General features: G+C 43.0%; 14 protein-coding genes and 1 tRNA gene. 14 read left to right on the top strand and 1 reads right to left on the bottom strand.

Annotation, left to right across the window (positions count from 1 at the left end; all coding sequences use genetic code 11):
- Positions 1 to 303: 303 nt before the first annotated feature.
- The 13 genes from ABWY16_RS19045 to ABWY16_RS18985 all read left to right on the top strand — a co-directional run bounded on the left by ABWY16_RS19045 (position 304) and on the right by ABWY16_RS18985 (position 13826).
- The gene (locus ABWY16_RS19045) at positions 304 to 1881 is read left to right on the top strand and encodes a L,D-transpeptidase family protein (protein WP_353906254.1); all 1578 of its coding nucleotides are present in this window, start codon (positions 304 to 306) and stop codon (positions 1879 to 1881) included.
- Positions 1882 to 1902: 21 nt separating this feature from the next.
- Positions 1903 to 3939, top strand: coding sequence for a vWA domain-containing protein (locus ABWY16_RS19040; RefSeq protein WP_353906253.1), 2037 nt, complete (start codon positions 1903 to 1905; stop codon positions 3937 to 3939).
- A complete protein-coding gene (locus tag ABWY16_RS19035) occupies positions 3936 to 5216 on the top strand; it encodes a dihydroorotase (protein WP_353906252.1) in 1281 nt (426 codons plus the stop codon). The genes ABWY16_RS19040 and ABWY16_RS19035 overlap by 4 nt, the downstream gene beginning before the upstream one ends.
- Entirely contained in the window at positions 5209 to 5883 is a 675-nt protein-coding gene (locus ABWY16_RS19030; RefSeq protein WP_353906251.1) for a hypothetical protein, read from the top strand. Before ABWY16_RS19035 ends, ABWY16_RS19030 begins: the two co-directional genes overlap by 8 nt.
- Positions 5884 to 5894: 11 nt before the next feature.
- Complete coding sequence (locus ABWY16_RS19025) at positions 5895 to 6452, top strand: DUF4199 domain-containing protein (RefSeq protein WP_353906250.1); 558 nt, start codon at positions 5895 to 5897, stop codon at positions 6450 to 6452.
- Between the two features lie 71 nt (positions 6453 to 6523).
- Positions 6524 to 7501, top strand: a complete 978-nt coding sequence (locus tag ABWY16_RS19020) for a glycosyltransferase family 2 protein (protein ID WP_502931002.1) — start codon at positions 6524 to 6526, stop codon at positions 7499 to 7501.
- A gap of 1 nt (position 7502) precedes the next feature.
- Entirely contained in the window at positions 7503 to 8471 is a 969-nt protein-coding gene (locus ABWY16_RS19015) for a glycosyltransferase family 2 protein (protein WP_353906248.1), read from the top strand.
- Entirely contained in the window at positions 8468 to 9256 is a 789-nt protein-coding gene (locus ABWY16_RS19010; protein WP_353906247.1) for a hypothetical protein, read from the top strand. Before ABWY16_RS19015 ends, ABWY16_RS19010 begins: the two co-directional genes overlap by 4 nt.
- 6 nt (positions 9257 to 9262) lie before the next feature.
- Complete coding sequence (locus ABWY16_RS19005; RefSeq protein ID WP_353906246.1) at positions 9263 to 10768, top strand: GH3 auxin-responsive promoter family protein; 1506 nt, start codon at positions 9263 to 9265, stop codon at positions 10766 to 10768.
- Positions 10765 to 11931, top strand: coding sequence for a 1-deoxy-D-xylulose-5-phosphate reductoisomerase (locus ABWY16_RS19000; protein WP_353906245.1), 1167 nt, complete (start codon positions 10765 to 10767; stop codon positions 11929 to 11931). The genes ABWY16_RS19005 and ABWY16_RS19000 overlap by 4 nt, the downstream gene beginning before the upstream one ends.
- A 30-nt stretch (positions 11932 to 11961) precedes the next feature.
- Positions 11962 to 13293: an RIP metalloprotease RseP gene (gene rseP, locus ABWY16_RS18995; RefSeq protein ID WP_353906244.1), complete on the top strand. Its 1332-nt coding sequence runs from the start codon at positions 11962 to 11964 to the stop codon at positions 13291 to 13293.
- A gap of 84 nt (positions 13294 to 13377) precedes the next feature.
- Positions 13378 to 13680 carry a DUF3817 domain-containing protein gene (locus ABWY16_RS18990; RefSeq protein WP_353906243.1) on the top strand — a complete coding sequence of 101 codons (303 nt, stop codon included), beginning with the start codon at positions 13378 to 13380 and terminating at the stop codon, positions 13678 to 13680.
- A 66-nt stretch (positions 13681 to 13746) separates the two neighbouring features.
- Positions 13747 to 13826, top strand: a tRNA-Leu gene (locus tag ABWY16_RS18985).
- 124 nt (positions 13827 to 13950) lie between these two features.
- Here ABWY16_RS18985 and rpoN read toward each other — a convergent pair.
- Positions 13951 to 15423: an RNA polymerase factor sigma-54 gene (rpoN, locus tag ABWY16_RS18980; protein ID WP_353906242.1), complete on the bottom strand. Its 1473-nt coding sequence runs from the start codon at positions 15421 to 15423 to the stop codon at positions 13951 to 13953.
- A gap of 173 nt (positions 15424 to 15596) precedes the next feature.
- Here rpoN and mscL point away from each other — a divergent pair.
- On the top strand, positions 15597 to 15952 hold a 356-nt coding region (gene mscL / locus ABWY16_RS18975; RefSeq protein WP_353906241.1), incomplete at its 3' end, for a large conductance mechanosensitive channel protein MscL.

Genomic DNA, 15952 nt, shown 5'->3' with positions numbered 1-15952 from the left:
ATAGCAATTTTTAGTGTTTTCAATTGATTGAAATTATTGAATGGAACATGAAAATAATTCGGAAACAAGTTTTGAAGTACAAAACATTACATATCTATCGCCACAACTGGCGATGGTGCAAATGTAAGTGATGATTCAAATGTTTGTTCATAATTTTTTTGTCCCTATTCAATATGCGCTGCACACTGAGGTGTTGCAAATATATAGATTGAATTGAGAAATCAAAAAATTAATGGCATTTTATTTGATCATAGGCTGAAGACCGTGCAGCTGAAAAGCGGGGTCTTCCTAAAAAAACACATTTTGAAAAAAGTACTTTATCTGTTATTATCCTGCTCTGTCTTATTGTCTGCCTGTAACTGGTTTAAAACCACGCCCGAAGTAGGACTGGTATTGTCCAAACATTTTAACGATAAGCTGTATAAGGATTTTGATACAGCTGCCTATAATGTCGTATTTAACCGCCATTTTGACTCCCTGAAATCCACCTTCAGCAATCCAAAAGTGATTGGCAGCTACTATGCTGATAATGAACGGAGGACGGCCCTGGTGACCCGTTTTTATGTGAACGGGGAATTGGATACCCTCAAAAACTATATTTCAAGAAGCAGCACGCATGGTTTTAACCCAAAGATATTTGGCTATGCTGCACTGGAACAAGTATTATCAAAGTTATCAGCGCATCAGTTTAAATCAATTGCCGAAGTTTACCCTGTGATTGCAGACCTGGAATTATACAGTGCATCTTCGCTTTTAAAATATGATACTTTTATCGGGTACGGCAGTATTGTGCCGAGAAAAGTGCTGAACCGTTATTACGTAACGACGATCAGGCCGGATAGCTCCAGTATGCGGAAAGTACTTGAAAGCAAAGATCTTGCAGACTTGCTAAGTTCAATTCAGCCTGCAGCTCAGGAATACACTGCTTTACAAAAAGAATTTGCAAGACTAAAACAAAATCCTGTAGCAAATGCACAGGCCATTAAAACCATCCAGGTAAATATGGAAAGGCTGCGCTGGAAAATTGCGGGGATAGGTAAGGAGTACGTTGAGGTAAATATTCCGGATTTTTCGCTTACCTGGTTCAACAATCAGGATACCGTTACGCATATGAAAGTATGCGTGGGAGGCAGACGTGAGAAGGATTATGAAGCGAAGATGAAGATCTTCCTGAAAACACATTCACTGGACGACAAACCTAAAAACCACCAGACGCCGATCCTGCTGAGCAAGTTCAATTCCATACAGGTGAACCCGGTCTGGAATATTCCGGTAAGCATCGCGCAGAGCGAAATTTACTATCAGGCTATGCGTGATCCCTATTATTTATCAAACAATAACATGAGGGTATATTACAAGGGACAACTGATAGCTGATCCGGATACCATCCAATGGAGAAAATACCCGCGTGAGCACTTGCCCTTCCAGTTTAAACAGGGTTCAGGAGAAGGCAACGCTTTAGGAAAGTTTAAATTTATCTTCGACAACGGTTCGAGCATTTACCTGCATGATACCAATAACAAATCAGCGTTTATGCGGGATAACCGGGCAATCAGCCATGGCTGTGTACGGGTGGAACGTCCGCTGGAATTCGCAGAAAAACTTGTTGATAATAAATACCAGTATGATCAGCTGAGGATGGAAGTGAACCTGCCGCCGATTGATACCACCAAAATGGAGATCTATAAAAAGAAACTGGCAAAAAAGGCCGATACCGTAAATATTTTCCAGGTAAAACCCAAATGGTTCGGGACAAAAAAGAACGTTGCTGTTTTTATCAATTATAAAACCGCCTGGGCACAAAATGGCAGGATAGAATACCGCAATGACATCTACGATCTGGATGATGCAATTTTTACAGCGATGAAAAAATTCAGATAAAATTTCTACCTTTGGTTTTTAATGAATTTCCTATACCCAGGTTTTCTTTTTTCTCTGCTGGCGGTAGTCATTCCTATCCTTATTCATCTGTTTAATTTCCGGAAATTCAGGAAGATATATTTTAGCAATGTACAGTTTTTAAAAGCTGCACAGGAGCAAAATTCATCCAGGGAAGAACTAAAAAACCTGCTTATACTTGCCAGCCGTATATTTGCCATTGTGTTCCTCGTCTTCGCTTTTGCCCGTCCGTATTTTGCTTCTGGCAGCGGATATAATCCCGGCACGGCTAACCTGATCAACATTTATATCGACAACTCTTACAGTATGGGCTCGGTTAATAAGGATGGTACGCTGCTTGATGAGGCCAAACGCAAAGCGAAAGAAATCAGCAGGCAGTTTTCGCCCAATGACAGGTTCCAGCTCATTACCAATGACTTCGAAGGCAGGCATCAGCGTATGCTCAACAATGAACAACTGCTGAACCTTGTTGATGAAATAAAAATCTCTCCCGCCCGGCGCAGTCTGCAACAGGTACTCAACCGGCAGAATAGTGTTGATGCCGGCAAAAGATACAGGTTTAACTTTGTCATATCTGACTTTCAGCGCGCTTTCACTGGTACAAAAGTGATTCAAACAGATCCGGGCAGTCAGCTGTCACTGCTAAGACTCGAGGCCAATACGCTGCCCAATGTGGGGGTTGACAGTATCTGGTCGCTCTCGCCCGCTCACAAACCCGGCGATCAGGAAAAGTTTGTGGTAAAACTGCATAATTATTCTGATAAAGAAACTAAAGATATTCCTGTTAAATTGCTGATCAATAACCAGCAGAAGGTACTGGCGAGACTGAATATTTCTGCCGGTAAATCGGTTACGGATACGCTTGATTTCAGTGGTTTATCGGCCGGATGGCAAAAAGGGCTGGTCAGCATTAAAGATTTCCCGCTCACATTCGATGATGAACTGAAGTTTAGCTTTAAAGTAAACAGCGGACTAAACATTTTACATATCACAGGCGATCTTTCGGAAAGACATATCAGTTCTCTGTTTTCCGCCGACAGCTATTTCAGGCTGAGTACTATGCCAGAGTCCAATGTTTTATACAGTGCTTTCTCCAGGTACCAGCTGATCATTCTCTCCGGCTTGAAAACTCCGTCCAGCGGACTCGCACTGCAGCTGAAAGATTTTGTTCAAAACGGGGGCAGTATAGTGATCTTTCCAGACCTGGATACCAGGACGGAAGAATTTTCTTCCTTTCTGCAGGGCTTATCGCTTCCTCCGGCGATCTCACTGAGTAAAGATACTGTCAGCGTAACTGCGCTTGACCTGAAAAGTAATATTTTTAATGATGTATTTGAAGAAGTCCCTGCAAAGTTAGACCTGCCAAAGGTAAACCGACATTTGGTTTACCGGAAAAACACGCGCAGCAACAGGGAAGATATCCTTTCACTCCCCGGAGGACAAGGTTTTTTCAGCCGCTACCGCCTGGGGGCAGGGCAGGTTTATTTATCGGCCTCCTCACTTAAATCCGAAGACAGCAATCTGCCACAACATCCCGTATTTGTACCCCTGTTGTACAAAATTGCCTTTACAAGTGTGCAGGAACAACCCTTATATTACACAATCGGAAGGAATAACCTGCTTGGCAGTACAAAGATAAGTTTGAACCCAAACCAGTCGCTGAGGCTTACATCGGCTAACGAGGAGCTGATCCCTGAAGTCAGGCAGACACCGGGGAGGACCCTGCTTTACATTGCCGACCAGGTAAGGGCTTCTGGTTTCTACGAATTGCTGAAATCAGATTCGCTGCTGAGTACCTATGCCTTTAATGAGAGCCGGGCAGAATCAGACATGCATTTTACGCCTGAGAGAGAACTCAGACAGCTTTTTGGAGCCAAAATTTTAACTATTCCGAATGCCGGGGCGAGCTTGACACCTGCGGCGCTGGAAAATAACCACACCGAATTATGGAAACTTTGTCTAGTTTTGTGTGCCGTTTTTTTAGCTGCCGAAGCGCTATTGATCAGATTTTTTAACAAGAAAAACTATATAAAAACATGAACCTTCTCCTCACTGGCGTAACCATCGCCGATCCGAATAGCGAGTTTAATCATCAAGTATGTGATGTTCGTGTGGTACAGGGAATGATCGTTGAAATTGCAAAGGCACTGAAACCACAAACAGCCGCAGATCCCCTTGAAAAAGAAGAACTGGTAGACGGTAAGGGTTCTTTTCTTAGTCCCGGGTTTTTTGACCTGAACTGTTCTGTTGGTGATCCCGGATTTGAGACAAAAGAAGATATACAAACTGCCTGTGCTGCTGCACAGGCGGGCGGATTTACAGGACTTGCAGTGCTGCCGCATACCAAACCGGTTGTACATTCCAAAGCAGAAGTGGAATATATCATCAACAAAGCAAAAAACAATCTGGTTGATATTTATCCTGTAGGGGCAATCAGTCATGATCTGGAAGGAAAGGAACTGGCTGAGCTATATGATATGCAAAAAGCAGGTGCTGTGGCCTTTTCGGATGGCAGCAAACCGGTAAGCGACGACGGCTTTATGAGTCGCGCGATACAATACGCGAAAGGCATAAACGGCCTGCTGATCGTTTATCCGGAGAATAAATCCATTGCCGGAAAAACGCAGATCAACGAAAGTAAAACCAGTGTATTGCTGGGAATGAAAGGGATGCCTGCGCTGGCAGAAGAAATGCATATCTCCAGGGATATTTTCCTGGCTACCTACCACCAGTCGCCTTTACACATCAGCAACATCTCTACGGCCGGCGCTGTAGCCCTGGTTAAAAAGGCTAAAAAAGATGGCTTGCAGATTTCCTGTGATGTGGCGGCACATCACCTGGTGTTTACAGAGGAACTGCTGAACGATTTCGACAGCAATTATAAAGTAAAACCTCCATTACGCGGCAAAGCTGATATCAAAGCACTGCTTGCAGGCTTGAAAGACGGTACAATTGACGCGGTTTCTTCACAGCACCGCCCGCATGAGCCGGAATTTAAAGATGTGGAATTTGAGATCGCGGCCTATGGGATCATCGCCCTGCAAACTGTATTGCCTTTATTGGTAAAGGCAGGTGTGGATGCGGCACAAATTGCAGAAAAACTAGCCATCAATCCGCGGAAATTGCTTAACTTAAAAGTACCGGTGATCGCAGCAGGAGAAGCCGCGAACTTTACGCTGTTTAACCTGACAGAGAAATGGGAGTACAACGCCCGTAACAACTATTCAAAATCACGGAATACCCCATTATTAAATCAAACCCTGACCGGTAAGGTCAAATTAGTATATAACAACAATCAAATTCAAGTATATGGATAGTAAAGTACAAAGCGCCCTTGTCGCTTCATTGGATAAATTCGCTGCACTTTCAGGTATCGACTCAGTAAAACTGGAACAGGACCTGATAGATGTGTTCAGCAAAGACCTGGGCTTCCTTGAAAAAGTTGAAGAATTTGACGAGGTGTTTGATGAGTACCCTGCATTTGAGGAACTTAGAGAAATATTTTTTGATCTGCTGATGATCAACTTCTTTGCCAGTGATGTTCAGAAACTGGAAGAAGATTATCTGGATTCTGACGAATGGGCAGATATTGAAGAAGATACTATCGACCGTGGAACGGAGTTGCTGAACCTGCTGTTGTACATCAACGAATGTCATGATGAGCAGATCAAACCGGAACTGGGAGATTTTTTACGGGAATTCCTGCTGGTGGAAGAAGATGAGTTCCAGGATGAATACCATATCTATGAAGACCTGATCAGTAACCAGCAGCTGGCAGACAGCAGTATCGAAGATATCTGCAGCCACAAAGGAATGATTGATCTGGGCGAAGAAATGGAAACCCTGTTTGTGCCATTTATGAGTTTCTTTAACCAGCCGAAGGCAAATGCCGAAGCCTTTAAAGACCTTGAAGAATTCAGCGCAGATAAAGAATTTGATACTGCCGTATATGCGCTGATCGCAGAATTCAACGTACAGAACTAAGTAGTGCTATTATGGAACAACAATTAAAGGAAATGGAGATCAGGCCAAACAAAATGGCCTTTCAGTTAGCTGCAGGCTTTTCTGTTTATACCATCGTACTGATCTTTCTTTTTAAAGTATTGGGGATTGATATACAGGACCAGAACGTACCGGTTGCCACAAAGGTAATGAGTGCGGTACTGTCTTACCTGCCCTATGTACTGGTGATCCTGTATGCACAGATCAAACACCGGACGGAGCTTGGCGGTTTTATAAGTTTCGGAAGGGCATTTTCTACGGGTTTTCGTGTGAGCGCTACTGCAGGGCTTTTTATCGGGCTGCTGATGATCCTTTACTACAAGGTGCTAGATCCCGGTTCACTGGAACACATTATTGAAATTGCTATGGAACAGGCTTCTGAAGCTGGTGGCGACTCTGCCAAGGCGGAGAGAAGTGTAAAAGCTATGGCGCCTTACATGCCTATTATGATTGGCTTTGGTGCGGCTATTTCCTATACTGTTTACGGGCTCATCATTAGTATTGTTGGTGCAGCAGTCAATAAAAGGATAGCCCCTATAAAATTCGACTAAACCTTTGTGTGCAAACATAAATTTTACAACGTGCAAATTTTATCGATTAAAATGATAAAATTTGCACGTTGATTTTTTTTAACCCCCGTAATACCCACATGGATATTTCTGTAGTCATACCCTTATATAACGAAGATGAGTCATTGCCCGAACTTACTTCCTGGATTGCCAGGGTAATGGCGGAGCATCGCTTTTCTTATGAAATTTTGTTTGTAGATGATGGCAGTACTGACAGTTCATGGAAGGTAATCGAAGATTTAAAAAACACTTATCCCGAAGTAAAAGCGATCAAGTTCAGACGTAATTACGGTAAATCTGCCGCGCTTAATGTAGCTTTTGAAGCTTCACAGGGCGATGTGATCATTACTATGGATGCCGATCTGCAGGACAGTCCCGATGAAATCCCTGAACTATACAGGAGGCTTTGTGAGGAAAAAATGGATATCATCTCCGGCTGGAAGAAGAAACGTTATGATCCGGTTACCAAGACTATCCCGACAAAGCTGTTCAATGCTGCAACGCGGAGGATGTCGGGCATACAGCTGAACGATTTCAACTGTGGCCTTAAGGCTTACCGCAGTGATGTGGTAAAAACCATAGAGGTATATGGGGAGATGCACCGTTACATTCCGGTGATTGCCAAATGGGCAGGATTTAAAAATATCGGGGAGCAGGTAGTGGAGCACCGTGCGAGAAAGTATGGTGTAACTAAATTTGGGTTCAGCCGGTTTATCAATGGTTTCCTGGACCTGCTGTCTATCTTCTTTGTCGGTAAATTTGGCAAAAGGCCGATGCACTTTTTTGGTTCAATGGGCGTACTGAGTTTCCTGGTAGGAACTGTAATGGCCCTATGGATCATCGGCGAAAAACTGTATCATATTTCTATGAATACCTCATACAGGGAGATCACTGATCAGCCGATGTTTTATATTGCACTCGTGGCAATTATACTGGGCTCTCAACTTTTCCTCACAGGTTTTGTGGCAGAGCTGGTTACCCGTAATGCCTCAGAACGTAACCAATACCTGATAGAAAAAGAGATCCTTTAATATGTTTTTCTCGATCATCATTCCCCTATACAACAGGCCGCAGGAAATAGACGAACTGCTGGCTACGCTGGCGGTGCAAACTTACACGCAGTTTGAAGTGCTGGTTATTGAAGACGGCTCTTCGCTCCGCGCCAAGGAAATTGTTGAGGGATATGCCGGTCAACTGGATATCAGCTATTATTATAAAGAAAATGCAGGCCAGGGTTTTGCACGGAATTATGGTTTTGAACGTGCCAAAGGCGATTACTTCGTAATTTTTGATTCGGACTGCCTGATTCCCCATGATTACCTGGAGATCGTTAAAGATTACCTTTTTGACCATGACCTGGATGCCTATGGCGGACCTGATGCTGCGCACGATAGCTTTACTGCTGTGCAAAAGGCAATCAGTTATGGCATGACTTCAGTATTTACTACCGGAGGGATCAGGGGAAACAAAAAGCATGTGGGGCAATTTCATCCCCGGAGTTTCAATATGGGTGTTTCCAGGGAAGCCTGGGAGAAGGCCGGAGGTTTCAAAATCACCCGTCTCGGAGAAGATATTGAATACAGCATCCGCATCCACTCAATGGGTTTTAGGATTGGTCTTATCCCCGGTGCCAGGGTTTTTCACAAAAGAAGGACCAGCCTGATCCAGTTTTACAAACAGATCCATTTCTTTGGACGCGCCAGGATAAATATTTATAAACATTTTCCGGCTGAGTTGAAATTAGTACATTTTTTCCCTGCAGTGTTCACCCTGGGCATTATAACGGTGCTGCTGCTGAATATTTTCTATCCGCCGCTGGCTTATATTGGCAATGTATTCCTTCTGGTATACTTTATGTTGATATTTTTTCACTCCCTTATCCTTAACCGGTCATTAAAAGTTGCATTTTTGAGCATTATATCCTCATTTATTCAATTGACAGCCTACGGCTTAGGTTTTATACAGGATTTTATAAAAAGAATAGTACTTAAACAGCAATGATAAATTTTTTAAAAGAGACCACTTTTACCGTTAATGAAGTAATAGGCAAGTCCTGGGACCTCACCAGACGCCATTATTTTTCTATCTCCACCTTGTGCTTTCTGATGTTTATTACGTCAAACGCCTCAGGGCTTATGGCTTTTTTAATCAAGGATGTAAACAAGGGCCTGAGTGCGCTGATGGCTTTCTTCTTTATCATCATGTACTTCACCATCAATTTGTCCCTGCTCAAATATATCTTTCATTTGCTGGATGACGAAGAGCATGACGTAAGTATTGTAAGCACGCTTCCAACACGTCAGCAGATCATCAGGTTTGTAGTGGGAATGCTTTATTTTATGCTTGTCATCGTTGGTGTTTATTGTGTGGTGATCCTGGTTGCCTTTCCGTTTATCTATACCGGAATAAGGATGCAGCTGATCACCAATATTGCAATAGCGATAGGAGTAGTTGCAATTTTTATAACCTGGGTAAGGATTTCCTTCTTTCCTTTTTTTATTATCGACAAAAACGAGCCGCCTTTCGGTTCGCTGAAATTCAGTCTGGCTATTACCAAAGGAAATTTCACCAAGATTCTGCTGCTGTTGCTGGTGCTTGGCGGATTTTATGTGCTGTGCCTGGTCCTGATTGCACTGCAATATCCCGTTATAGCATTTTTTGTAAATATCTTCAGTTCTTTTATTATCGTTCCATTATCCAGCGTAGCGCTCACTATAGCCTACAGGAAAATGATGAGCGAGTATGAGGGCGATGAAAACCCGGATATTATTCACAATATAGTTTAACCTTTTATGGGATTAAAAGCGGCATTAAGTAAACCGTTTGCAGCCTTTATTGTAAAGGGTGTAGGCAAATGGAAAAAGAATGCGATTGCAGCACAGCAGGAAACGCTGCTGGCTTTAGTATCAGCTGCAAAAGATACCGCCTTCGGAAAAGACCATGATTTTGCCGGCATTAAAAATTACGGCGACTTTAAAAAACAGGTTCCGGTGCGCGATTATGAAGAGCTGCGGCCTTATATAGACAGGGTTGTTGCCGGGGAGAAAGATGTAATGTGGAAGGGGAAGCCCTCTTATTTTGCAAAAACCTCCGGTACTACGTCTGGCGCCAAATACATACCTATATCTAAAGAATCAATGCCGGAGCATCTTAAAGCTGCCCGGAATGCTTTGCTTACATACATACATGAAACAGGCAATGCAAATTTTGTGAACGGCAAAATGATCTTTTTGCAGGGGAGTCCGGTGATGACGGAAAAAAACGGTATTAAACTGGGCCGTTTGTCGGGCATAGTGGCAAATCTTGTACCCGCCTATCTGCAAAAGAACCGGCTTCCTTCTTACGCCACCAACTGCATTGAAGACTGGGAAGAAAAAATTGATGCCATCGTAGAAGAAACCTACCTTCAGGATATGACGCTGATTTCGGGCATTCCGCCATGGGCGCAAATGTATTTCGACAGGCTCAGCGAAAAAACCGGGGGAAAGAAAATCAAAGATATCTTTAAGAACTTCCAGCTCTTTGTATATGGAGGGGTAAATTATGAGCCTTACCGTGCGAAGATAGAGGCCAGTATCGGCAGAAAAATTGATACAATAGAAACCTATCCCACCTCAGAAGGCTTTATAGCTTACCAGGACAGCCAGAAGGATAAAAGCCTGCTGCTGCTGGCAAAGGCGGGGATGTTCTACGAGTTTATCCCTGCAGACGAATACTACAACGACAATCCTACCCGGCTGAGCCTGGAGGACGTAGAACTGGATCAGAACTATGCCCTGATCTTAAATACAAATGCAGGCCTATGGGGATACAGCATCGGAGATACCATTAAGTTTGTTTCCAAAAATCCATACAAGATCCTGGTAACAGGACGCATCAAACATTTTATATCCGCCTTTGGCGAGCATGTGATCGGCGAGGAAGTGGAGCATGCTTTACTCACCGTAGCAAATGAAGAAGGGATTGGTATTACAGAATTTACCGTTGCCCCGCAAGTGAACCCTGCGGCGGGAGAACTTCCTTATCACGAATGGTTTATAGAGTTTTCCAATGTGCCTGAAGACCTCCATGCCTTCAGTAAAAAAGTAGATGAGGCCTTGCAAAAGAAAAATATTTACTACTTTGACCTAATTGAAGGTAAAATTCTGCAGCCGCTGATCATTCGGCCTTTAAAAAAGGATGCGTTTGTGAACTACATGCGTGCCGAGGGTAAACTGGGAGGACAGAATAAGGTTCCCCGTTTAGCGAATGACAGGAAGATTGCAGAAGGCCTGATTAAATTGACGAATAAGATTTGAAAAACATAACAATACTGGGGTCTACCGGCTCTATTGGCACCCAGGCCCTGGACGTGATCCGGGCAAACCCTGCTTTATATCGTGTAGTTGTACTGACTGCAAATGCCAATGCCGCATTACTTATTGAGCAATCACTTGAGTTCTTGCCTGAACTGGTGGTCATCGGAGATGAAAGTCAGTATACTGCGGTAAAGGCTGCCCTTGCCGGAACTGCTGTTAAAGTCCTTGCCGGAGAACACTCCTTATGCGAGGCAGCCTCAGTGGAAAGTGCCGACTTAGTACTTACAGCCCTGATGGGTTCAGTAGGACTGCGACCTACGATAGCCGCAATTGAAGCAAAAAAAACTATTGCATTGGCAAATAAGGAGACTTTGGTGGTAGCAGGAGAGCTTGTTACACGCTTAGCTGCTGAGCACGGTGTAAAGATTATCCCGGTTGATTCAGAACATTCTGCAATTTATCAGTGCCTGGCAGGTGAAGACTTAGGTACCATAGAAAAAATTTACATAACAGCTTCGGGAGGACCCTTCAGAGGGAAAGACCGCAGCTATCTGGCCAGCGTTACCAAAGAACAGGCTTTAAAACATCCAAACTGGGTCATGGGAGCGAAGATTACTATAGATTCTGCTTCCTTAATGAACAAGGGACTCGAAGTGATCGAAGCAAAATGGCTGTTTGATCTGGATATCAGTCAGATCGATGTGATTGTACACCCACAATCTATTGTACATTCTATCGTTCAGTTTAATGACGGGTCGATGAAAGCACAGCTGGGCTTGCCGGATATGAAGCTGCCTATTCATTATGCGATGGCTTATCCGGAAAGGATAGAGAGTAAGTTCCCAAGGTTTAATTTTCTGGATTACCCGGAGTTTACTTTTGCCAGAGCCGATATGGAAACCTTTCGTAATCTGGGCCTTGCGTATACAGCCCTGGAAAAGGGAGGTAATATGCCCTGCATTATCAATGCAGCCAATGAAGTGGTTGTCGATGCCTTTTTGAATGACCAGATCGGTTTTCTGGGTATGAGCGATGTAATTGAACAATGTATGTCTGACCTGCCCTTTGTGGCGGAGCCGGCCCTCAATAATTATTTAGAAACAGACGAGCTTACGCGTATCTTTGCCCGTGAGCTTGTAACAAAAAAATATTTAGCTATCTAATTTTAAAAATAAAACACACAACAGAAATATATGAACGGATTGATTATGGTTGCCCAGCTGCTACTGGGATTATCAATATTGGTAATCTTACATGAACTGGGGCATTTTCTTGCAGCGCGGGCCTTTGGGATTAAAGTAGAGAAGTTTTATCTGTTTTTTGATGCCTGGGGCGTAAAGTTGTTTAGCATTACCAAAGGTGGAGTGGAGTACGGTATTGGATGGCTGCCTTTGGGCGGTTATGTGAAAATTGCGGGGATGATCGATGAGTCGATGGACAAAGAGCAGATGGCTTTGCCTGCCCAGCCATGGGAGTTCAGGTCTAAGCCGGCATGGCAGCGCCTGATCGTGATGCTTGCTGGTGTTTTTGTAAATATCGTAGTGGGGATCTTTATCTTCTGGATGCTGACTTTCAAATTTGGTGAGACTTATATTGCAAACAGTTCTGTAGTAAGCGGAATTAACCCGGGATCGATCGGGAAACAGATCGGACTGAAACAGGGTGACCGCGTGATTGCTGTAAACGGCAAGAAGATTGTCCGCTTTGAAGAATTGCTGAGCTCTAAGGTGCTGATGGGAAATACAAACCTGACGATCAGCCGCGAAGGAAAAACCCTGGATGTGAAGGTCCCGGATAATATTTTAAATAAGGTTGCTGATCTCGGTATTGAAGAGTTTATCAGCAGGATGCCTTTACTGACCACTACGGTTGATACTGTGGTGCCTGGTAGAAAAGCTTTTAAGGTAGGGATGAAGAAAGGTGACCGCATTGTGTCGGTAAACGAAGTTCCGGTAAAGTATGATGTTGATGTAAGGAAGGAGCTGAAAAAGATGAAAGGCAGGAAATTTATGCTGGATGCCTACCGTGGTACTGAAATATTGCACTTCGAGTTGTCTACTGATAGCGCAGGAACAATCGGTATTGCCTTTAATCCCGATGAGATCAAAGAAGAAACAATCAATTACGGGTTTTTTGCGGCCTTGCCGATTGGTGCAAACCAGGCATGGACTTCGTTCACTGACAATGGTAAGGGGATATGGAAAGTGCTGAGCGGTAAAATCAAGGCCGATAAAGCATTCTCAGGACCTGTGGCGATTGCACAGAAGGTTTATGGTGGTATCTGGATCTGGTCGCATTTCTGGGCTTCTACGGCCTTAATTTCCATAGCGCTGGCATTTATGAACCTGCTGCCTATTCCTGCGTTAGACGGAGGCCACGTGGTTTTCCTTTGTGTAGAAATGGTGAAGGGTAAACCGCTTGGCGACAAGTTTATGGAAAATGCGCAGATTGTTGGCTTTGTGATGCTGCTGTCATTGATGGTATTTGTTATTGGCAATGATATCTTTAAGGCTTTTATCAAATAGCCTTTGGTGTTTATTCAATGTAAAATATATAGATAACCGGTTATAACTTAACCGGTTTTTCTATTTTTGGAGAAATCTGAAATTATGACCACGATATCCATTTTTAAGAAAGTAGCGATTGCTGAAGGTGTTTCTTACCTCGCTTTACTATTAATCGCTATGCCCTTGAAGTACCTGGCAGGAATGCCTCTGGCTGTGAAGTATACCGGATGGGCTCACGGACTGCTGTTTGTGCTGTACGTGGCTTTTGTGATCATGTGTGCAATGGAATACAAATGGAAGTTCGGCAAGATTGTACTCGTGTTTTTTGCATCACTATTGCCATTTGCACCCTTCATTGTGGAGAAACGTTTGCATGAAGGTACTGAAGATCAGGTAAAAAAATAATATTTGAAATAAGGCTTGGATTTATAGGGCTGAATTTATAGATTTGCATCCCGCTTAACAAGCAATGCCCAGTTGGCGGAATTGGTAGACGCGCTGGTCTCAAACACCTGTGGGAAACCGTGCCGGTTCGACTCCGGCACTGGGTACGCCTTAAAGCCTTCGATGAAAATCGGAGGCTTTTTTGGTTTTATAGATTTTTCATGAAAGGGTTGGTAAAAAAAATGCCAGCAGATTTAATCCTACTGGCATTTGTATTTCAAAAGAGATCTTTTAAAGCTCTTTTCGTAATCTTGCTACGGGAATATTCATTTGCTCCCTGTATTTTGCCACAGTTCTTCTCGCAATATTATAACCCTGATCTTTCAGTATTTCTGTAAGTTTCTCATCGGCAAGAGGTTTCCTCTTATCCTCATTGCCAATACAGTCTTCAAGGATTTTTTTCACTTCTTTATTCGATACTTCTTCGCCGCTTTCGGTCTGGATAGCTTCTGAGAAAAATGATTTCAGCAGGAAAGTTCCAAATTCTGTCTGCACATATTTGGAATTTGCTACCCTTGAAACCGTCGAAATATCCATGTCGATCTTATCAGCAATATCTTTCAGGATCATTGGCCGCATTTTGCGTTCATCACCTGTAAGCAGGTATTCGTACTGATACTGCATGATGGCATTCATAGTCTTCAGCAGGGTCTGCTGGCGCTGTTTGATCGCATCAATAAACCATTTAGCAGAATCAAGCTTTTGCTTTACAAACTGTACTGCCTCTTTTAATTTTTTATCTTTCTGTGCAGCCTTGTCATAATGCTCAAACATATCGATGTATGAACGGCTAACCCTCAGCTCCGGTGCGTTCTTAGAATTGAGTGTAAGGATGAGTACAGAATCGTTATTCGAGATATGGAAATCCGGGATTACCTGTAATTGTTTTGTAGTTACCTGGTTTGAATCTCCTGGTTTAGGGTTCAAACGAAGGATCTCAGCGATAATCTCTTTAAGATCTTCACTGTTGAGTCCCAGTGATTTTTCCAGCTTATCATAGTGTTTGCGGGTAAACTCATCAAGATAGTTTTCCACGATCATGATTGCCTTCAGGATAATCGGGTTTGAGGGGTCTTTTCTGCGCAGCTGCAGGGTCAAACACTCCTGAAGATCACGGGCGGCAATTCCCGGGGGGTCAAAACTCTGGATTACCTTGAGCATTTCCAGTACATCTTCTTCTTCGACCATTGCGTTCTGTGAAAACGCAAGATCGTCGATCATGGAGGTAATAGGTCTTCTCAGATAACCATCGTCATCCAGGCTGCCAATGATCTGTTTACCGATGATAAAGTCCTGATCGGACAGGGGAACAAGATCTAACTGCTCTTGTAAACTTTCAAAAAAGGTACTTTCAATGGCAATTGGAGTCTCTTTCTTTTCATCATCATCGTCGTTATTGTTATATGAGGTGCTGTAGTCATTACCTGCGTCGTCCTGCAGATAATCATCTACATTGAATTCATCTATACTTTCTTCTTTAGAACCACCGTCAAAATCTTCGGGAGTATCATTCAGGTCATCATATTCACCTTTGGGTTCTTCAGCGATCATTAAACTTGGGTCTTCGAGCGCTGGATTTTCTTCTAATTCTTCTTTTATGCGGGTATCAAGGGAAACAGTAGGAACCTGCAGCAATTTGATAAACTGGATTTGCTGAGGGGATAATTTTTGAAGTAATTTTTGTTGTAAATGTTGTTTAAGCATGTTGTGTAGAAAAGGTAGTTTGACCCGTTTCAAAAATAAGCATTTGGTTTAGATATAAACTATAGAGTTATGCTATTATTATAAAACAAGGAATTTTTCATCATAAATGCCATGTTTTATAATAACTATTTATACTTTTAAATGATAAGTCAACACAAATAAAGTTTTTCATCATGGGTTTTATTAAAGAATTTAAGGAGTTTGCTGTTAAAGGCAACGTAGTAGACCTCGCTGTCGGGGTAATTATCGGAGGGGCATTCGGGAAGATTGTAACCTCCATGGTTAACGATTTGATTATGCCGCCGATCAGTTTGCTGATTGGGGATAAGGGGTTTACAAACCTGTATATTCCATTAAATAGTAAAGTGAGGGAATTTGTTGCGGCAAATCCTACAGCATCCCTGGAAGATGCAAAAAAGGCAGGACCAGTGTTTGCCTGGGGTAATTTCGCAACTGAAGTTATCAATTTTATTATTCTTGCTTTTATTATCTTTTTAATGGTAAAAGCCATTAACGCGATGAAACGTAA

This window comes from Pedobacter sp. (assembly GCF_040513095.1).
In the GTDB taxonomy this organism is placed as follows: domain Bacteria; phylum Bacteroidota; class Bacteroidia; order Sphingobacteriales; family Sphingobacteriaceae; genus Pedobacter.
Note: the sequence above shows the minus strand (reverse complement) of the source record. Positions and strands in the feature narration are given on the sequence as shown.